General features: G+C 74.8%; 17 protein-coding genes and 3 tRNA genes. 9 read left to right on the top strand and 11 right to left on the bottom strand.

Annotated elements, in window-relative coordinates; genetic code table 11:
• Positions 1-142 precede the first annotated feature (142 nt).
• Both purF and purM read left to right on the top strand, forming a co-directional pair.
• On the top strand, positions 143-1,690 hold the full coding sequence (gene purF, locus GSF02_RS07590) for an amidophosphoribosyltransferase (protein ID WP_159794379.1): 1,548 nt from the start codon (positions 143-145) through the stop codon (positions 1,688-1,690).
• A gap of 87 nt (positions 1,691-1,777) precedes the next feature.
• Positions 1,778-2,887: a phosphoribosylformylglycinamidine cyclo-ligase gene (purM, locus tag GSF02_RS07595; protein WP_159794381.1), complete on the top strand. Its 1,110-nt coding sequence runs from the start codon at positions 1,778-1,780 to the stop codon at positions 2,885-2,887.
• A 100-nt stretch (positions 2,888-2,987) separates the two neighbouring features.
• Here the strand turns inward: purM and GSF02_RS07600 are convergent, their stop codons facing one another.
• On the bottom strand, positions 2,988-3,191 hold the full coding sequence (locus GSF02_RS07600; RefSeq protein WP_159794383.1) for a DUF3073 domain-containing protein: 204 nt from the start codon (positions 3,189-3,191) through the stop codon (positions 2,988-2,990).
• Between the two features lie 362 nt (positions 3,192-3,553).
• Here GSF02_RS07600 and GSF02_RS07605 point away from each other — a divergent pair, with 362 nt between their 5' ends.
• Entirely contained in the window at positions 3,554-3,763 is a 210-nt protein-coding gene (locus tag GSF02_RS07605) for a BldC family transcriptional regulator (RefSeq protein WP_159794385.1), read from the top strand.
• A gap of 126 nt (positions 3,764-3,889) precedes the next feature.
• On the opposite strand, the gene GSF02_RS07610 is transcribed toward GSF02_RS07605, so the two are convergent.
• The 5 genes from GSF02_RS07610 to GSF02_RS07630 form a co-directional block, all read right to left on the bottom strand.
• Positions 3,890-4,234: a DUF3618 domain-containing protein gene (locus GSF02_RS07610; RefSeq protein WP_159794387.1), complete on the bottom strand. Its 345-nt coding sequence runs from the start codon at positions 4,232-4,234 to the stop codon at positions 3,890-3,892.
• Entirely contained in the window at positions 4,231-4,650 is a 420-nt protein-coding gene (locus GSF02_RS07615; protein WP_159794389.1) for a phage holin family protein, read from the bottom strand. The genes GSF02_RS07610 and GSF02_RS07615 overlap by 4 nt, the downstream gene beginning before the upstream one ends.
• A gap of 225 nt (positions 4,651-4,875) precedes the next feature.
• A tRNA-Phe gene (locus GSF02_RS07620) sits at positions 4,876-4,948 on the bottom strand.
• A 52-nt stretch (positions 4,949-5,000) separates the two neighbouring features.
• Positions 5,001-5,074 (bottom strand) — tRNA-Asp (locus GSF02_RS07625).
• Between the two features lie 128 nt (positions 5,075-5,202).
• Positions 5,203-5,275: transfer RNA gene (locus tag GSF02_RS07630), tRNA-Glu, on the bottom strand.
• A gap of 179 nt (positions 5,276-5,454) precedes the next feature.
• Between GSF02_RS07630 and GSF02_RS07635 the strand changes: the two genes are divergently transcribed.
• Entirely contained in the window at positions 5,455-5,799 is a 345-nt protein-coding gene (locus tag GSF02_RS07635) for a metallopeptidase family protein (RefSeq protein ID WP_159794559.1), read from the top strand.
• A 26-nt stretch (positions 5,800-5,825) separates the two neighbouring features.
• On the opposite strand, the gene GSF02_RS07640 is transcribed toward GSF02_RS07635, so the two are convergent.
• Positions 5,826-6,416: a TetR/AcrR family transcriptional regulator gene (locus tag GSF02_RS07640; protein WP_159794391.1), complete on the bottom strand. Its 591-nt coding sequence runs from the start codon at positions 6,414-6,416 to the stop codon at positions 5,826-5,828.
• 299 nt (positions 6,417-6,715) lie between these two features.
• On the opposite strand from GSF02_RS07640, the gene GSF02_RS07645 reads away from it, so the two are divergent.
• Genes GSF02_RS07645 through GSF02_RS07655 form a run of 3 tightly spaced genes read left to right on the top strand, consistent with a single transcriptional unit; the run spans position 6,716 to position 10,886 of the window.
• Positions 6,716-8,215, top strand: a complete 1,500-nt coding sequence (locus GSF02_RS07645) for an APC family permease (RefSeq protein ID WP_159794393.1) — start codon at positions 6,716-6,718, stop codon at positions 8,213-8,215.
• 54 nt (positions 8,216-8,269) lie between these two features.
• Positions 8,270-10,324: a primary-amine oxidase gene (locus GSF02_RS07650; RefSeq protein WP_159794395.1), complete on the top strand. Its 2,055-nt coding sequence runs from the start codon at positions 8,270-8,272 to the stop codon at positions 10,322-10,324.
• 7 nt (positions 10,325-10,331) lie between these two features.
• Entirely contained in the window at positions 10,332-10,886 is a 555-nt protein-coding gene (locus GSF02_RS07655) for a hypothetical protein (RefSeq protein ID WP_159794397.1), read from the top strand.
• A gap of 117 nt (positions 10,887-11,003) precedes the next feature.
• On the opposite strand, the gene galE is transcribed toward GSF02_RS07655, so the two are convergent.
• Positions 11,004-12,026 (bottom strand): UDP-glucose 4-epimerase GalE, encoded by a 1,023-nt coding sequence (gene galE, locus GSF02_RS07660; RefSeq protein ID WP_159794399.1) that lies wholly within the window; start codon positions 12,024-12,026, stop codon positions 11,004-11,006.
• A gap of 124 nt (positions 12,027-12,150) precedes the next feature.
• Positions 12,151-13,512 carry a M15 family metallopeptidase gene (locus GSF02_RS07665; protein ID WP_159794401.1) on the bottom strand — a complete coding sequence of 454 codons (1,362 nt, stop codon included), beginning with the start codon at positions 13,510-13,512 and terminating at the stop codon, positions 12,151-12,153.
• Between the two features lie 310 nt (positions 13,513-13,822).
• Here GSF02_RS07665 and GSF02_RS07670 point away from each other — a divergent pair, with 310 nt between their 5' ends.
• A complete protein-coding gene (locus GSF02_RS07670) occupies positions 13,823-14,464 on the top strand; it encodes an antibiotic biosynthesis monooxygenase (protein WP_235915444.1) in 642 nt (213 codons plus the stop codon).
• Positions 14,465-14,554: 90 nt separating this feature from the next.
• A complete protein-coding gene (locus GSF02_RS19090) occupies positions 14,555-16,366 on the top strand; it encodes a mechanosensitive ion channel domain-containing protein (protein WP_328799005.1) in 1,812 nt (603 codons plus the stop codon).
• A gap of 26 nt (positions 16,367-16,392) precedes the next feature.
• Here GSF02_RS19090 and GSF02_RS07680 read toward each other — a convergent pair whose 3' ends face one another.
• Both GSF02_RS07680 and GSF02_RS07685 read right to left on the bottom strand, forming a co-directional pair.
• On the bottom strand, positions 16,393-17,706 hold the full coding sequence (locus GSF02_RS07680; protein WP_159794403.1) for an alkaline phosphatase family protein: 1,314 nt from the start codon (positions 17,704-17,706) through the stop codon (positions 16,393-16,395).
• A gap of 110 nt (positions 17,707-17,816) precedes the next feature.
• Positions 17,817-19,214, bottom strand: coding sequence for an ABC transporter substrate-binding protein (locus GSF02_RS07685; RefSeq protein ID WP_159794405.1), 1,398 nt, complete (start codon positions 19,212-19,214; stop codon positions 17,817-17,819).
• Positions 19,215-19,244 lie beyond the last annotated feature (30 nt).

The raw sequence follows: 19,244 nt of genomic DNA on the forward strand, positions 1-19,244 counted from the left end.
AGCTCGTCGCGAGGTCGGCACCCCGAGGTGCCGACCTCGCGACGAGGTGCCGACCTCACGAGCAGCGGGCTCGACGGCGGGCGCGCATCCGGTCGCCGGACGCCGGGACACCCCGTCCGGACCCCTGTGAAATACTCGGGTCATGCCTCTGCGCCCTGACGGCCGTCTCAACCACGACCTGATGCCCGGCGAGAAGGGGCCGCAGGACGCCTGTGGCGTCTTCGGCGTCTGGGCACCTGGTGAGGAGGTCGCCAAGCTCGCCTACTTCGGCCTCTACGCGCTCCAGCACCGCGGGCAGGAGTCCGCGGGCATCGCGACCAGCAACGGCGAGCAGATCCTCGTCTACAAGGACATGGGCCTGGTCTCCCAGGTCTTCGACGAGACGGCGCTCAACGCCCTGCAGGGCCACATCGCCGTCGGGCACTGCCGCTACTCGACCACCGGCGGCGTGACGTGGGAGAACGCCCAGCCGACGCTCGGCGCCACGGCGTCGGGCACCGTGGCCCTGGGCCACAACGGCAACCTGACGAACTCCGCCGAGCTGGTCAACCTCGTCGCCGAGCGGTACGGCGCCCAGCGCCGCGGCGAGCTCGCGCGCGGCAACACCACGGACACGGCCCTGGTCACCGCGCTCCTCGCGGGCGACCCGGACCACACCCTCGAGCAGACGGCGATGGAGGTGCTGCCGCGCCTGCGCGGGGCCTTCTCGCTCGTGTTCATGGACGAGCGCACCCTCTACGCCGCCCGCGACCCGCAGGGCGTGCGCCCCCTCGTGCTGGGCCGTCTGGAGCGCGGCTGGGTCGTCGCCTCCGAGACGCCCGCCCTGGACATCGTCGGCGCGTCGTACGTGCGCGAGGTCGAGCCGGGCGAGCTGATCATGATCGACGCCGACGGCCTGCGCTCCCACCGGTTCGCCGAGACGCAGCGCGCCGGCTGCGTCTTCGAGTACGTCTACCTGGCGCGCCCGGACACCTCCATCAACGGCCGCTCCGTGCACGCCTCCCGCGTCGAGATGGGCCGCGTGCTGGCCCGCGAGCACCCCGTCGAGGCGGACCTGGTCATCCCGACGCCCGAGTCCGGCACGCCGGCGGCCGTGGGGTACGCCCAGGAGTCCGGGATCCCGTTCGGCCAGGGCCTGACCAAGAACGCCTACGTCGGCCGCACGTTCATCCAGCCGTCGGACACGCTGCGCCAGCTCGGCATCCGGCTCAAGCTCAACCCGCTGCGCGAGGTCATCCGCGGCAAGCGCCTCGTCGTCGTCGACGACTCGATCGTGCGCGGCAACACCCAGCGCGCCCTGGTGCGCATGCTGCGCGAGGCCGGTGCCGCCGAGGTGCACGTGCGCATCTCCTCCCCGCCCGTGAAGTGGCCGTGCTTCTACGGCATCGACTTCGCCTCCCGCGCCGAGCTCATCGCCAACGGCCTCGCGCCCGAGGAGATCGGTCAGTCCCTCGGCGCCGACTCGCTCGGCTTCATCTCGCTCGACGGGATGATCGCCGCGACCGAGCAGCCGGCGTCGCAGCTGTGCGCCGCCTGCTTCACCGGCAAGTACCCCATCGAGCTGCCGCCCGAGGACCAGCTCGGCAAGCACCTGCTGGAGCAGGAGGAGCTGCCGCTCGGCGCGCCGGAGGACGGCCTGCGCTCCCTGTCGGTCGCGGCCGGCGGCGGCGCGTCGCTGCAGCACCCCTGAGCCTGCAGCACCCCCTGAGCCACCCGAGCCACCGCTGAGACACCCTGCGGCGCGAGCCTGCGACCCCTGCACGAGGAGCACCACGACGTGACGAACGAAGGCCTGACCTACGCCGCCGCCGGCGTCGACACCGAGGCGGGCGACAAGGCCGTCGAGCTGATGAAGGACGCCGTGCGGCGCACCCACGGCCCCGCCGTGCTGGGCGGCGTGGGCGGGTTCGCCGGGCTCTACGACCTGTCGGCCTTCCAGGGCTACCGCGCGCCGCTGCTCGCCACGTCGACCGACGGCGTGGGCACCAAGGTGGCCATCGCCCAGGCCCTCGACAAGCACGACACGATCGGCTTCGACCTGGTGGGCATGGTCGTGGACGACATCGTCGTGGTCGGCGCCAAGCCGCTGTTCATGACCGACTACATCGCCACGGGCAAGGTCGTGCCCGAGCGCATCGCGGACATCGTGCGGGGCATCGCCCAGGCGTGCGAGGTCGCCGGCACCGCGCTGGTGGGCGGCGAGACGGCGGAGCACCCCGGGCTGCTCGCCCCGGACGAGTACGACGTCGCGGGCGCCGCCACCGGCATCGTCGAGGCCGACAAGGTGCTGGGCCCGGAGCGCGTCCGGCCCGGGGACCTGCTGATCGGCATGGCCTCCAGCGGCCTGCACTCCAACGGCTACTCCCTCGTGCGCGCCGTGCTCAAGCACGCCGGCTGGGGGCTCGAGCGGCACGTCGACGAGCTGGGCCGCACCGTGGGGGAGGAGCTCCTCGAGCCCACCCGCGTGTACGCCTCGGACGTGCTGGTGCTGGCGGCCGACGACGCCGCGCAGGTGCACGCGTTCACCCACGTCACGGGCGGCGGCCTGGCCGCCAACCTGGCCCGCGTGCTGCCCGCCGGCCTCGTCGCGACGGTCGACCGCGACACCTGGCAGGTGCCGCCGGTGTTCGGCCTCGTGCGCGAGCTCGGCCAGGTGCCGGTCCGCGACCTCGAGGGCACGCTCAACCTCGGCGTCGGCATGGTGGCGGTCGTCGGCCGGGACGGCGGCGACGCCGCGCTCGCGCGGCTCGCGGCGCTCGGCGTGCCCGCGTGGGTGCTCGGCGCGGTCGGCGAGCTCGACGCCGACGCTCCCGCGCAGGACCTCGTGGCCGGGACCAAGGGTGTCGACGGCGGCGCCGTCCGGCTGGTGGGGGACTACCGGTTCTGACGGCTGGCCGGGTGCCGGGAGCACACGAGGGGCCGGACGGTGCGCAGCACCGTCCGGCCCCTCGTCACTTCTGGAGAACCGGCTGCAACCGGCTCAGAAATCAGCGCTCGTCGTCCACCCACGTCGAGTACTGGTTGTCGTACTCGTCGTCGGCGTCGGAACCGAACCGGTCCTCGGTGGCGAGGTCGGTGCGACCGCTACCCCTGAGCTCCTGCTCCAGCGCGTGATAGTTCGTCTCGGGGCTGTAGTACTTCAGCGCGCGAGCAACCTTGGTCTGCTTTGCCTTCTGTCGGCCGCGGCCCATGGCTCCCCCTCAACGTAGGAGCGGGGCGGCGACGTGCTCAGACGTGCGGCCCCGGAGTAAGTGCGTGTCTGTTCAGTCCACAACGGTACAGGAACCGGGGCGATTCCCTCCACTCCACGCGGAGTCGACAGCGTCACGTTGCGAGACGGCGTGTCACTCCGTGGGCGCGAGACGGGGGTCCCCGCGGGCCCGACATGGGGCGATTGCGCAGGTCATCCCGCCTCAACCAGCCCAGGTTGGGCATTTTTCATCCTGTCACCAAGTCGCATATGTCGACCTTGCAGCGACAATAGTGGGACGACGGACGCCTCTGCGCCCGGGAACCCCCGGGCCGGCCGTCGCCGATGAGGGAAGGTGTCGGGATGTCGCTCCACGGAGAGTCTGAGGTGCTGCTCACGCCCGCCGAGGTCGCGAGCCTGTTCCGTGTCGACCCCAAGACGGTCACGCGATGGGCCAAGGCGGGCAAGCTCTCGTCGATCCGGACCCTCGGCGGGCACCGCCGGTACAAGGAGTCCGAGGTCCGGGCGCTGCTCGGGGCCGCGTCGGAGAACGCCGAGGGCGCCGACAAGTAAGCGGACCGCGGGCCGCGGCGTCGCCGCCGCCGGCCCGTGCAGGAGCCACCACAGCACCGTGCCCGACGGCGGAGACCCGCCGTCGGGCACGGTGCTGTCCGGGCTCGCCCGGTGGGGCGGCGGGCGTCAGCGGCGCGCCCAGCGGACCACCGCGAGGGTGACGACGGCCACGCAGGTGACGACGGCGCCCAGCAGGACCTTGGCGTTGCGGGCGCGGTCGCCGTCGCGCGGCAGGCCGTTGCCCGTGAGGAACGTCCCGGCGTCCTGGGCGGCGGTGCGCGCGGCGTCGCCCAGCTGCTGGGCCTGGTAGGCGGGGGACAGGCGCGTGGTCAGCGCGTCGATCGTGGCGCCCAGCTCGGCGCGGGCGCGCTCCACCTCGGACCTCAGCTCGTACGGCGTGGGCCCCTTGCCGTCGGGCGCGGGACCGCCCACGCCGGCAGCGGGGCGCGGCAGCTTGTCCTCGACGCTCACCGGTGCATCCCCTCCTTGACCGCGTTGATGTCCTCCTTGACGCGGTCGATCGTCTCCGGCCGCGTGGCGGCGCGCTTGATCAGCTGCATCGCCACGAGCACCAACAGGCCCGCGACGAGCATCATGGCCAGGCCGATCACCAGCGCGGACAGCCACAGCGGCCACGCCTCGGCCAGGCCGGTGATGGCCGCCCAGATGAGCACGCCGACGGCGTAGAGCAGGATTACCAGCGCGGCGGCGACGAGGCCGGCACCGATCCCGAAGCGCTTGGCCTTCGCGGTCATCTCGGTCTTGGCGAGCGCGATCTCGGCTCGCACGAGGCGCGTGGCCTGCTCCGAGAGCTGCTCGACGAGCTTGCCCAGCGTGGGTTGCTGCGCCCTCGGCGGTGTGCTGCTGCCGTCGTCCCAGTCGGTCATCCGTGGCTCCATCCTTGGTGGTCCTGAGGTGAAGATTCGCAGGACTACGGGCCCCACTCAACCTGGACGCGCTGGTCCCGGCAATTCGGGGGCCCGACGACGGCGCCGCAGGTCGCGGGGCCGCGGCCCCCCGCACGTGTCCCCGCGCCGGGCGCGGCGCGCGCGGACCGGGCCGGGGAACGGAAAGACCCCCGGATCCTGGTGGATCCGGGGGTCTCGTTCCGGTGGCTCCGAGGGGCGTCGATCCCCTGACCTCACGATTTTCAGTCGTGCGCTCTACCAACTGAGCTACAGAGCCTCGGACACGAACGCCCGGGGCGTCGTTTCCGACGATCCGGGCGCCTGGTGCGCGACCCTGACGGGACTTGAACCCGCGACCTCCGCCGTGACAGGGCGGCGCGCTAACCAACTGCGCTACAGGGCCTTGACTCCGCCGGCGTTCCCGCCGTTCGAGCCGAGAAGAAGCGTACCCCACCCCGCCGGAAACCTGAAATCGGCCTCTGACCTGGGAAGACGCATCATCTGGACCGCCCTCGGGCGAGGGTGGTCGCGTACCCCCAACGGGATTCGAACCCGTGCTACCGCCGTGAAAGGGCGGGGTCCTAGGCCGCTAGACGATGGGGGCTGGACGGCCGCCAGCATACCGGTGCGCCGCCGCCGTGGTGGGTCGCGTCGTGGTGCGCCGGGGCCGTCGTCGGCGAGGATGGGGCCGCGCCACCACGGCGCGAGGGCGGCGCCGGCGGGCGGCGCAGGACGACGGCGGCGCCCGGGCGCCGCGGGGAGAGGGGCACCGTGGCGGTCGAGATGTCGCGCGAGGACTTCGAGGACGCGGTCGCGGACGGGCTCGACCTCGTCCCGCCGGACCTGGCCGCGCAGATGGACAACGTCGTCGTGCTCGTGGAGGACGACGCGCCGGCCGACGACCCCGAGCTGCTGGGCCTGTACGAGGGGGTGCCGCTCACCGAGCGGGACCTGGCGTGGGCGGCCGGCGCGCTGCCCGACCGCATCACGATCTTCCGCAACCCCACGCTGGCGATCTGCGACACCCGCGAGGACGTGGTCGAGGAGGTGGCGGTCACCGTGGTGCACGAGATCGCCCACCACTTCGGCATCGACGACGAGCGGCTGCACGAGCTCGGCTGGGCCTGAGGCGCGCGGCGCCTCAGGCGCGCGCCTCAGGCGCGCAGCCGGGCCAGGAAGGCGTCGAGCTGGGCCAGCTGGCGCTCGGGTGTCGTGGTGGCGGGGTCGACCACGCGCAGCGCCTGCAGGCCCATCAGCATCGCCTGCAGCTCGTCCACCGCGGCGACGAGGTCGAGGTCCGCCGCGACGTCGCCGTCGGCCTGGCCCTCGCGCAGGCGCTGCAGCATCTCCTCGCGCCACGTGGCCAGCTCGGCGGTGAACAGGCGCCGGTTCTCGGCCGAGGTCAGCGCCTGCTGCCAGAACGTGACCACGATGCGTGCCTCGAGGGTGCGCACGTCGTCGAGCGGCATGATCTCCAGGCACAGCGTCCGCAGCCCGGCCAGCCCCCGACGGCGGGGGTCGGCAGCGTCGGCGCGGCGGTTCGTCGCCTCGAAGGCGTACCGCAGGACCGCCGTGACGACTGACTGCTTGTTGGGGAAGTAGTAGAGCAGCGCCCCGTTGGACCGGCCGGTGACCTCGGCGATGCGGCGGGTGGTCAGCGCCTCGATCCCCTCGGCGGCGACGAGCTGCCACGCGGCCTCGACGAACTCGGCGCGTCGCTGCTCGTGGTCGACGATCCGGGGCACCCGAGGACCATAGCCCGTCGGTGTCGGCACGCGCGTCCCCGTCGGTAACACGACGGACCTCGATCGCAACGGGCCTTTTACGGGCGCGCAACCTTTCCTGTACGGCTGTACAGAAAACTGAGGTCACGCCGCCACCGGCCCCGCCACGAGGGGGACCGCGCGACGCGTCGCGACCGGGCCACCCCACCGGCCGCAGCCCCGCTTCCCCGGCCCCACCTGCCCGGCCCCACCTGCCCGGCACTGCGCGCGCCGCGCCCTGCCGCGCCGCCTGCCGACGCTGCCCTCGAAGGAGCCCGTCGATGTCCGCACCCGTCGCTCCCGTCCCCTCCCCGGCCTCCCCGGCGGCCGCCGCGCCCGCGCCGGCCGGCGCCCGCACCCTGGCCGGCACGCTCGGCCCCACAGCCATCGTGTTCATGGTCGTGGCCGCCGCCTCGCCGCTGACCGTCGTCGGCGGTGCCGCACCGCTCGGCATCCTGCTCGGCAACGGCGCCGGATATCCCGCCCTCTACGTCGCCGCCGGCGTCGTCCTGCTGCTGTTCTCCGTGGGGCTGGCGACGATGACGCGCAGCGTGCCCCGCCCCGGCGCGTTCTTCACCTACGTCGGCTACGGGCTGGGGCGCCGCCCGGGCCTCGCCGCGGCGTTCCTGGCGCTGCTGAGCTACACCACCGTGCAGGTGGCCGTCTACGGCTACCTGGGCTACGTGCTGGCCACGACCTTCGCCGGGCTCGGCGTGACGCTGCCCTGGTGGCTGTGGACGCTGCTGGTCGTCGCCTGTGTGGGCCTGCTCGGGTACCGGCACATCGACCTGTCGTCGAAGGTGCTCGGGGTGCTGCTGGTCGCCGAGATCGCCATCGTCCTGGCCGTCGTGGCCGGCGTGCTGGTGACGGGCGGCGCCGACGGCCTGTCGCTGACGCCGTTCGAGCCGGCCACCGTGATGTCCGGCTCGCCGGCCATCGGCCTGATGATGGCCATCGCCGCGTTCATCGGCTTCGAGTCGACGGCGATCTTCCGCGACGAGGCCCGCGACCCCGACCGGACCATCCCGCGCGCCACCTACGCCGCCGTCGTCGGCGTCGCCGTCTTCTACACCGTGGCCACCTGGGGCATCGTCATGGCCTGGGGCCCCGACGAGGTGGTCGACGTCGCGGCGCAGGACCCGGGCGCGATGCTCATGGTCACCACCGCGAAGTACCTCGGGACCGCCGGCCAGGTCATCGTCAACGTGCTGCTGGTGACGAGCATGTTCGCCTGCGTGCTGAGCTTCCACAACGTCGTCGCCCGCTACCAGCACTCGATGGCGCACGCCGGCGTGCTGCCCGGGCGGCTCGGCAGGGTGCACGCCCGGCACGCCTCGCCGCACACCTCGTCGCTGGTCCAGACGGCCACCGCGGCCGTGCTCACCGCCGTGTTCGCGGCCCTGGGGTGGGACCCGATGCTGCAGGTCTTCACCTGGCTGTCCGGCGTCTCGACGATCGCGATCGCCGTGCTCATGGCGGTGACCAGCCTCGCGGTCATCGTCTGGTTCACGCGGCACCGGGACGACACCCGCGCGTGGAACACCCGCGTCGCCCCCGCGCTCGGCCTGGTGGGCCTGCTCGCCGCCGCCGCGGCCATCGTCGCCAACTTCCCCCTGCTGGTGAGCGACGTCGACGCCGCCGGCAACCCGACCTTCGGCGCGGTCAGCCTCGTGCTGCTCGGCCTGGTCGTCGTCTTCCCGCTGGTCGGCTGGGTGCAGGCCGAGGTGCTGCGCCGCCGTCGCCCGGCCTCCTACCAGCGCATCGCCGACGCCATCTCCTGACACGGCCCGGCGCCACCGTCTCGCACCGCCCGCACCACCCGAGAGGAACCACCCATGACCGTCACCGAGACGCCCGCGCGCAGCGCGACGCCGGGCCCGACGCCGGACGCCCCGGCCCGCCACCCGCTGGCCTCCCTCACCGCCGCCGAGATCGCCACCGCGCGCGGCGCCCTGGAGGCCGCCGGGCTGGTGGGCGAGACGACCCGCTTCGTCTACGTCGGGCTGCTGGAGGCGCCCAAGGCGGACGTGCTGGCCTGGGAGGCCGGCATCGCGCCGGCGCCCGCGCGGCAGGCGCGGGTGCAGCTGCTCGACCTGGCCACCGGCGTGTCCCACGACGCTGTCGTGGACCTTGCCGCCGCTGCCGTGGTGTCCGCCGAGGAGCTCGTCACCGCCGAGGTCGGCCAGCTGCCGATCCTCGACGAGGAGTTCGAGCTCGTGCCGGCGATCGTGGCCGGCTCGGCGGACTGGGTGGCCGCGCTGGCGCGGCGCGGGCTGGCGCCCGAGCAGGTGGTGACCGTGCCGCTGTCGGCGGGTCACTTCGGGGCCCCCGAGGAGGCCGGGCGGCGGATGGCCCGGGTGTTCGCCTTCCGGATGGACCACCCGGCCGACCACCCGTGGGCGCACCCGGTGGACGGCCTCGTGGCCTACCTGGACCTGACGACGCGCGAGGTGACCCGGGTGGTCGACCACGCGGTGATGCCGGTGCCCGCCGAGCACGCCAACTACACCGAGCCGGACCTGGCCGGCTCCCCGCGCGCGACGCTGCTGCCGATCGAGATCACCCAGCCGCAGGGCGCCTCCTTGCAGGTGGCCGAGGACGGGCTGGTGACCTGGGAGGGCTGGCAGGTGCGCGTCTCGTTCGACGCGCGCGAGGGCCTGGTGCTGCACCGCATCGGCATCGACGACGCCGGCGAGCACCGACCGGTGGTCTACCGCGCCTCGATCTCCGAGATGGTGGTGCCCTACGCCGACCCGTCGCCGACCCGGTACTGGCAGAACTACTTCGACACCGGGGAGTACCTGTTCGGCAGGTACGTCAACTCCCTGGAGCTGGGCTGCGACTGCCTCGGCGAGATCCACTACCTCGACGTCACCCTGGCCGACGAGCGCGGCAACCCCCGCGTGGTCAGGAACGGCATCTGCATGCACGAGGAGGACTTCGGCGTGCTGTGGAAGCACTCCGACATCTTCACCGGCGTCGACGAGACCCGGCGCCAGCGCCGCCTGGTGATCTCGTTCTTCACCACCGTGGGCAACTACGACTACGGCTTCTACTGGTACCTGTACCTGGACGGCACGATCGAGTGCGAGGCCAAGCTCACCGGCTTCCTGTTCTCCTCGGCCTACCCGGGCGACGGCCCGGACGGCGAGCCCTACCCGTTCGCCTCCCACGTCGCCCCCGGCCTGGGCGCCCCGTACCACCAGCACCTGTTCTCCGCCCGGCTGGACATGGACGTGGACGGCACCGCCAACGCCGTCGAGGAGGTCGACGCCGTGCGGCTGCCCGTGTCCGAGACCAACCCCTACGGCAACGGCTTCACGGCCCGGCGCACCCGCCTCACGACCGAGGCCGACGCGGCCCGCCTCGCCGACGGGTCCGTGGGCCGCACCTGGCACGTGCTGTCCACCGAGCGCACCAACCGCATGGGCCGCCCGACCGCCTACGTGCTGCAGGCCCAGGACACCCCCACGCTCCTGGCCGCGCCGGAGGCCTCGATCACCCGCCGCGCCGCCTTCGCCACCAAGCACGTGTGGGTCACCCGGTTCGCCGACGACGAGCGCTACGCCGCCGGCACCTACGTCAACCAGCACCCCGGCGACGCCGGCCTGCCCGCCTTCCAGGCCGCCGACCGCGACCTGGACGGCCAGGACGTCGTGCTGTGGCACACGTTCGGCCTCACCCACTTCCCGCGCACCGAGGACTGGCCGGTCATGCCCGTGGACTACGCGAAGTTCACGCTCAAGCCGTACGGCTTCTTCGACCGCAACCCCACCCTCGACGTCCCGGCGTCCACCTCCGCCCACTGCGCACCCGGCACCACCGCCGGGCACGGGCAGTGCTGCGGCGGCGCCCACGGCGACGGTCCCTGCCCGCACCACCACGGGTGAGGAGCGGATGATCGCCACCTGGGTGCACGCCGCCGCGCTCGCCCCCGCGGCGCTCGCGGTGGCGTGCACCCCGGTCCGGGGTCGGTGCGGCGCCGTCGCGCTGGCCACCGGGCTGGTCATGCTCGTCGCGATGGCCGACGCCGCGCTGGTCCCGGGCGGCGTGCCCGCCCTGGCCTGGAGCGCGGTCCTCGTGGCGTGCGCCCTGGCCGCCACGGCGGTGCTGCGCTCCTGCGAGCGCGGCGCCGCGGGCCGTGCCGCGGCCCCGGGCGCGGCGGCGACCGCCGTCGACCGCCCCTCCCACCTGCTGCACGTCGGCTGCCTGCTCGTCATGGCGGTCCTCACCGCCGCGATGGCGGGCCATCCGCCGGTGGGGGCCGCCACCGCGCACCACCACGGCGGGGCGGACCCCCTGACCGCCGCCGGGCTGCTCGGGGCCGGGGCGTTCGTCGTCGCCGGCTGCGCCACGGGCGCCCGGCGCGCGGGCGCGTCCCCCGCTGCCCGCGTCGGGGCGCTGGCGGGCGCGGGGTCGGTCGCGCTCATGGCGGCCGCGGTCGTCGCCTGACCGCTCGTCGCGCCGCCGGGGCCGCGGGGGTCGCGGGGCGGCAGGTCCGCCGGGCCGCACGACGGCGCAGGCTCCCGCGCACCGAGGTGCGCGGGAGCCTGCGGGTCCAGGAGGGGCTCAGTCCTCCGGGTAGCCCTGCGGGTTCTGCGACTGCCAGCGCCAGGTGTCGGCGCACATGTCGTCGATGGTGCGGGTGGCGCGCCAGCCCAGCTCGGCGTGGGCGCGGGCCGGGTCCGCGTAGGTGACCGCGAGGTCGCCCGGCCGGCGCGGGCCGATCTCGTAGGGCAGCTCGCGGCCGACGGCGCGCTCGAAGGCGCGCAGGAGCGACAGCACCGACGTGCCGGTCCCGGTGCCGAGGTTGAACGCGCGGGTGCGCGTCACCATGGTGTCGAGGTGCTCGAGCGCCGCGACGTGCCCCGTGGCGAGGTCCTCGACGTGGATGTAGTCGCGCTCGCCGGTGCCGTCGGCGGTCGGGTAGTCGCCGCCGAAGATCGTGAGCTTCTCGCGGCGGCCCACCGCCACCTGGGACAGGTACGGCATCAGGTTGTTGGGCGTGCCGGTGGGGTCCTCGCCGATGCGGCCCGAGGGGTGCGCGCCGACCGGGTTGAAGTACCGCAGCAGCGCGACGCGCCACGCCTCGTCGACCGCGGCGACGTCGGTGAGGATCCGCTCGATCATCACCTTGGTCTGGCCGTACGGGTTGCTGGAGTCGAGCCGGTCCCAGTCCTCCTGGTACGGCACGGGCGCGTGCTCGCCGTACACCGTGGCCGAGGAGGAGAACACGAACCGCGTGACGCCGTGCCGCTGCATGGCCTCGACGAGCGACAGCGTGGTGTCGAGGTTGTTGCGGTAGTACATGGCCGGCTTCTGGACGCTCTCGCCCACGGCCTTGAACGCCGCGAAGTGGATCACCGCGTCGATCTGCTCGGTGGCGAACAGCTCGTCGGTGCGCGCCGCGTCGGTGAGGTCGAAGGCGTGCACCGGGATCTGCCGCCCGGCGAGCTCCTCGAGCCGGGAGACCACCGCCTTCTTGGCGTTGGAGAAGTCGTCCACGACGACGACGTCGTGCCCGGCCGCCACGAGGGCGAGCACGGTGTGGGACCCGATGTAGCCGGCGCCGCCGGTGACGAGAACGCGCATGGGCCCCAGCGTAGAGGGCCGTGCCGCCCCGCCCGGCGCCGCGGGGGCGCGGGGGCGGGGCGGCGCGCTGCGGCTCGGCGCTGGGGCTCGGCGTGCTGGGGGCTCGGCGCTGGGGCTCGGCGCGTCAGTCGCGCGTGCCGTACTCCCAGTGCCAGGCCTCGGGCTTGCGCCCGTCCGCCTGCGCCCAGTCGGGGTTGCGCCAGCCGTAGCGGCCGGCGTGCTGCACCATCCACGCGTGCTGGGCGCTCGAGCGCTCCTGGATGCCCCCGCCGAGGTCGACCGCCACGCCCCAGCCGTGGTTGGAGTAGCCGGGCTTGGCGGCCCAGAACCCGCGGGAGGCCTTGACGGCGACCTGCGCCTCGAACGAGCGGTAGGAGTCGTTGATCGACAGGTGCGTCCCGAACTGCGCGCGGTAGGCGGCGTCGAGGCGCGTGAGCGCCTCGACGGCGTCGCAGCGCAGCTGCTCGCCCCCCGCGAACGGCAGCTCGCACAGCGCCTCGGCGGGCACGCGGCCGTTGCGGGCCCCGGCGGCCGCACGTGCGGCCTTCGCGGCGCGGTTCCGGTCGACCGCGGCCGCCGCTGCCTGCTGGCCGGCCGCCTCCGGCCGGGCCGCCGCCCGGGGCTTCGACTTCGGCTTCGGCTTGACGACCGGGCGCGGCTCGACGTCGACGGCCGCCGCCGCGGAGGCGTCCTTCAGCAGCGACTCGAGGGTCTGCGTGGTCGTCGTCAGCTCGGCCTCGGCCTTGGCGCCGAGGGCGGCGGGCGCACCCGCGCGGGTGGCGGCGTCCGCGGTGCCCGCGGGCTCCGGCTCGGCGGGCGCCCCGGCGTCCGGGGCCGCCGGCGCGGTCTTCGACAGGGGCGTCGACAGCGTGCTCGGCAGCGTGCTCGACAGAGTCTTCGACAGGGGCGTCGTGCGCCACGCCGCGGCCTGCGGCGACGACGGCACGAGGGCGAGCGCCGGCGCGGCGGCGGCCGCGGAGGTGGCCGGTGCGGCGCCCCGGGCGGCGCCTGGCGCAGCCGCGCGCGTGCCGCGCTCACCGGCTCGCGACGCCGCGGCGCCACGGCGCTCGGTGGCCGCGGCGTCGGTCGGCGCCGACGTCGTGGCGGGTGCGGCGGCGCCGGTGCTGCGGTCCACCAGCTTGCGCAGCTGCGTGGTCGCCTTCGCGATCTGCGAGCGCTCCGCGCGGCTCGCGGCGGACTCGTGGACGACGAAGTCGGCGCGGCCCAGCACGCGGCCGGCCTTGGCGACGGCGTCCGCCGTCGCCGGCGGCACCGGGGCGGTGGGCGTGGCGGGGGCCGTCGCGCTCGCCGCAGGGCTCGCGGGCTCGGCGGTGGCGGCGGTGGCGTCGTCACCGAGGCTGGCGGTGACGAGGGTGGCGGCCAGCGCGGCGGTGGCCAGGGCGGCCGCGCCGGAGCGGCGCAGGCGTGCTCGTCTGGCCTCCCGCTGGTGGCGCAGGGAAGCTCGGGTAAGGTGCGTGACAGTCAAGCGCTCGGTTCCTCGAAGGTCCGGTGCGGCGAGCGGATCGCTCGTCTTGGTCGACCGTCCATGTAAGGCGGGGCCCGCGGGCGGACCAAATACGGTTCCGGCGCGCAACCCGCCCAAACACGGACAATCCCGGGCAAGACCGGCGCTCAGGCGGCGCAGAGGTGAGTGACCTCACCGCGTTCCGCGTGCCGGCCGTGCCCGCGCCGCTCGGCCTGCGCGAGGCCCCCGCTGCCCGCCATCCGGGACGCGGCGTCCCGCGGCCGCCGCCGCGACGCGCGACGGAGACGTCGGCGTCGTTCACTTGCCCGCTATGACGACCTCTCGCCCCCGCCCGGGCCGCGGCGCGCCCGCCGACGAGCCCCTCTCGGCGCCCGCGTCCGCCCCCGTGACGGTCTCCGTCCACCGCGTCGTCAGCCCCGAGCGCGTCCCCGAGGTCACGGCCTGGGTGCAGGCCGGCGTGCGGCTCGCGAACCGGTGGGACGGGTTCCTCGGCTCCGGCTGGATCCGCGCCGCCGAGGGCTCGAGCGACTGGTACATGCTCTACCGCTTCGCCGACGCCGAGCGGCTCGAGGCCTGGGAGGGCTCCGCCGAGCGCGCGCAGTGGCTGGCGCAGGGGGCCGGGCTCGTGCAGGAGCGCCGGGTCGAGCGCCGCACCGGCATCGAGGGCTGGTTCGACGCGCCGCTGCGCACCGACGAGCCCGCCGGCGCCCCGCTGCTGCCCGCACCGCCGCGGTGGAAGCAGGCCACCGCCATCTGGCTCGGCTTCTTCCCCGTGAACCTCGCGTTCACGCTGCTGCTCGGCTGGGCGGTGCCGTCGTCGGCGCACTGGCCCGCGGCAGTACGGGTGCTCGTCTCCACCCTGGTGCTGACGCCGATCATGGCGTGCTGGGTGCTGCCGTGGGTCACCGCCCGCCTGCGGCCGTGGCTCCACGCGCCCCGCCGGCGGGGCTGAGGCGCGCGGGGCCCGCGGCGGCCGCGCCGGGCGTTCGCCAGGAGAGAGACGCCCAGCGAGCACCCAGGGGGTGGTTCCTAGGGTGGAGCCATGCCCGCCGACATGCCCTCCGACTCCGAGCTGGAGGCCACCGCGAGCCTGGGCGTGACCTTCGCCTGGGCCCTCGCCGGGGTGGCCGCCGCGTTCCTCCTGGCCACCGTGCTGTCCGTGACCGTCCGCCGGATCGGCAGGCGCAGCCCGCTGGCCCGCGAGATGTCGCTGCGCATGCGCCGCCCCACGCGGGCGCTGCTCATGGTCGTGGCCGTGGGGCTCGCCGTGCGCTACAGCGCCGACCCCGACGAGCCCTGGCTGCCGGCGCTGCAGCACCTGCTGCTCATCGCGGGCATCGTCGCCTTCACCTGGGTGGTGGGGGCGTTCGCCTTCGTGGTCGAGGACCGGGTGCTGGCCCGCGTCCCGCTCGACGTCGCCGACAACCGGCACGCGCGGCGCCTGCGCACGCAGGTGACCATCGTGCGGCGCCTGACCGTGGCCGTGCTGGTGGTGTGCGGCGCCGCCGCGGTGCTGCTCACGTTCCCGGAGGCGCGGGCCGCCGGCGCCAGCCTGTTCGCGTCCGCCGGCCTGCTGTCCATCGTCGCCGGCCTCGCCGCCCAGACCTCGCTGGCCAACGTCTTCGCGGGGATGCAGATCGCGTTCACCGACGCGATCCGCGTCGACGACGTCGTGGTGCTCGAGGGCGAGTGGGGCCGCATCGAGGAGATCACCCTGACCTACGTGGTCGTGCACGTCTGGGACGACCGGCGGCTCATCCTGCCCTCGACGTACTTCACGAGCACGCCGTTCCAGAACTGGACGCGCCGCTCGGCGGAGCTGCTCGGCACGGTCGAGCTCGACCTGGACTTCCAGGTGTCGTTCCGGGCCATGCGCGCCGAGCTCGACCGGCTGCTGGCCCGCACCGAGCTGTGGGACCAGCGCGTGGGCATCCTCCAGGTGACCGACGCCGTGGGCGGCATGGTGCGGGTGCGCGTGCTGGTCAGCGCCGCGGACGCCCCGACCCTGTTCGACCTGCGCTGCTTCGTCCGCGAGGGACTGGTCGAGTGGCTGCAGCGGGAGGCGCCGCACGCCCTGCCGCGCACGCGCCTCGAGGGCGCCCCGCAGGGCGGCGGCTTCCTCGCCGAGCCCGCGCTGCCGCGGCTGGAGGGGGCGGCTGCGGCCGCGCCGGAGAGCACTGCCGGGCGCGCTGAGGGCGGCGTGGGCGAGGGGGCGGAGCACCGCGCCGACGCCCACGCCGACGTCGACGGTGCGCGGGTCGGCGCCGCCGCGGCCGCCGAGCGCCCGGCCGGCCAGGCCCCCGGCGCGGCGGCGGGCGCGGAGCCGGGGGAGCGTCCCGAGCGGCGCCACGAGCACGAGCCGCGCACGGAGCGGCGCCGCACGCCGGCGCGCCGCTCGGTGCGGGTGCGCGTGGCCCCGCAGGACGGCGGGTCGTCCCCGGCCACCCCCGAGGACCCGACGGTCCTCGTCCCGCCGCCCAGCTCGCGGCGTCGCGCCGACCACGTCCCCGGCGCGGTCCCCGAGTCGGCCGCCGCGGCGATGGCGGCGGGCGAGACCGTGCTGCTGGGCGCGGTGGAGGCACCGGCCGCACGCGTGCCGGCGGCCGACGATGGTGGCGGCGCCGAGCGCTCGGCGCTGTTCACCGGCAGCGTCGAGGCCGTCGAGCGCTCGCGGGCCTTCAGCGGACCGTCGGAGGAGGTGGTCCGCGAGCGCGAGCTGCGCGCCGAGCGCGACCCCACGGTCGAGGCCGCGCCCGCGGCCGAGCCGGCCGACGGCGGCACTGCGCAGCTGCCCCGCGTCGACGGCCGCGCGCCGCGGGTGCCCGACGCCGACGACGCCGGGCGCGAGTCCTGAGGGCCCGCGCCCGGCGGTGACGCGCGTCAGGCCGGCAGGGCCACCGGCTCCGTCGCGCCCACCAGCAGGTCCGCCATCGCGGCGCCCTCGGCCTGCGGCAGCGCCAGGCCCAGCGCCGCGGCGAGAGTCGGCGCCTCGTCGATCATGCGGCGGCGGCCGGCGTCGGCGCCCGGCACGAACGCCGGCCCGCTGGCGAGGAACACCGGCTGCGCGCCGTGCCGCGGGTGGTGGCCGTGGTTGCCGAGGTAGCCGCGGAAGTCCGGGTCGCCCTTGCGGACCACCACGCGGCGGTCCAGCGCGCCGCCGACGATCACGCCCGGCTCGGACTCGACCACGTACGCGAACGGGCCGCCCAGGCCGAGCTCGGCGCGCGCCTCGGCCTCGGTCCACACCCGCGCGACGCGGTACTCCGGCGTCGCGACGACCTCGCGCAGCAGCTCCTCCACGGCGGCGCGGCGCGCGGGCGTGATGTCCTCGGCGAGGAAGACCTGCCCCGACAGGCCGGCGCTGTGGCAGTACGCCTCCCAGTCGAGCAGCCGGTGCTCGGCGTCCGTGCGCAGGAAGCCGCGATCGCGCAGCAGCACGTTGAGGTTGGTGTGCTGCTCGGTGTCGAGGTGGCCGTGGTCGGAGACGATGACGACGTTCGTGCGCTCGAGGTCGCCAGTGGCCTCGAGGGCGGCCAGGGCCCGGCCGATCCGCGCGTCGGTGGCCCGCAGCGCCGCGCGCACGTGCTCGCCGGCGGCGCCGTGCAGGTGCCGGGCCGAGTCGACGTCCACGAGGTGCCAGAACAGCACGTCGGGGCGGTCCTCGAGCAGCGTGTCGACGACGACGGCGGTGGACATGTCGTCGTGGCGGCGCTTGGGCTCCCAGACGATCTTGTCGCGGTGGCGCTGCCACAGCTCGTGCCCGCGCGGCGAGCAGAACCGCTCCATGGCCGCCTCGAGGCCGCCGAAGTGGTCCTCGTTGGCGAGCTCGGGGACGACGACGTCGAACGGGGCGCCCGCGGTGACGGGCCACTGCACGGCCGCCACCCGCAGGCCCGCCGCCTCGGCGGCGTCGAGCAGCGTGGGCGCCTGCAGGCGCTCGTACTCCCAGAACCAGTCGGGGTGGTCGATGCCCGGCTGCATGAGCACGTTGTTGAAGACGCCCGAGACGGCCGGCGTGCAGCCGGTGAGCTGGGCGGAGTGGTTCGGGTAGGTCAGCGTCGGGAAGACGGCCTCGATCTCGGCGACGGCTGCGCGCTCGAGCAGGGGGCCGAGCGCGGGCAGCGTGCGGGCGTAGGCGATGTCGTCGGCGCCGGACATGGCGTCGACCGAGATGACGACGAGCTTCTGGTGCACGGGGGACTCCTCGGCGGCGGGCCGGCGGCATGCTGCTGGGACCGCCGCCGGCGGTGGGGCGGAAACGGGACGGCCCGGTCGCCCCGCGCGGGGCGACCGGGCCGGCGAGGTCAGGAGGCCAGGACCTTCGCGATGCTCTCGGCGTTCTGGTCGAAGATGCCCTCGAGCTTGCCCTGCAGGCTCGAGACGACCGACGCGACGTCCGCGCCGTCGCCGTACACCTGCGCCATCGCGGCGTTGATCTCGGTGACCGCCGACTGGTACCAGCCGATCGGGTCGGCCGTCTGGGCGTTGGCGACCTGCTTCAGCGCCGTGCCGAAGTTCGCGTCGGCGGCGACCAGGTCCTTGACCGTCTGGGTCTCCTGCGCCGCGGTGACGATCGGCAGGTAGCCGGTGCTGGCGTGCCACTGCGCGGAGTTCTCCGGCTCCGCGAGGAACCGGAACAGCTCGGCACAGGCGTCCTGCCGCTCCTGCGACTCCGCCTTGACGATGCTCAGGCCCGAGCCGCCGGTGGGGACCTTGGGGCCGGGAGCGTCGTGGCCGAGCATGAACGCGGTGCCGATCTCGAACTCGGCAGCCTCCGTGGCGCCGCGCAGCGACGCCGTCGAGCCGTGCGTGGCGGCGGCGACACCGGTCTGGAAGTCGGTCATCGCCGCCTTGGCCATGTAGCCGAAGCCGTCACGGTGGATGAAGTCCTTCTTCCACTGCAGCCACTCGGCGGCCGGGCCGGCGTCCGCGGTGACCTCGGTGTCGGTGGACCACCGGCCGCCCCACGCCCAGATGTGCGACTGGCCGAACCAGGCGTCCTCCGCGCTGAACGCCATCGGCTTGAGCGACTGGCCGCCGGCGTCGAGGGCGAGCAGGGCCGGGGACATCTCGGCGAACTCGGTCCACGTGGTCGGCCCGGTCTCCGGCAGGCCCGCCTCGCGGAAGCGGTCCTTGTTGAAGTAGAACAGCGGCGTCGAGCGGGCGAACGGCACGACGAACGTCTCGCCGCCGGCGGTGCCCTCGCCGACGTAGTTCTGCATGTACACGTCGAGCGACCACTCGTCGTCGAAGTAGCGGTCCAGCGGCGCCAGGGAGTCGGCCTGCCAGAACTGCAGCCACTGCCGCTCCGGGAAGCAGACGATGTCGGGCACCTGACGCGCCTGGAGCGCGGCGGTGTACTTCTGGTTGAGGTCCGCGTAGGAGCCCTGCGACTCCGCCGCGGCGTAGATCTCGTCCTGCGACTCGTTGAACGCCGTGAACAGCGCCTGCACGGCCTCGAAGTTCACGCCCGTGAACGGCGCCCAGAACAGGATCGCCGTGCGGCCGGCGTACTGCGACGGCACCTTGACCGGCGCCTGGGAGAAGCCGGAGCGCAGGTTGCTGCTGCCGCCGCTGCTCGAGCCGCCCGCGGCGGGCGCCCCGCCGGCGCACGCGGCGAGCGTCGCCGCCGCGCCGCCCGCGCCCAGCAGGGCGAGCAGGGTGCGGCGGTCGAGGACGAGCTGGGAGAGGTTGCTGGACACAGGGGTCTCCTCGGAGTGGGTGTGCAGACC

Source organism: Puerhibacterium puerhi, from assembly GCF_009846865.1.
GTDB classification, from domain to species: domain Bacteria; phylum Actinomycetota; class Actinomycetes; order Actinomycetales; family Cellulomonadaceae; genus Puerhibacterium; species Puerhibacterium puerhi.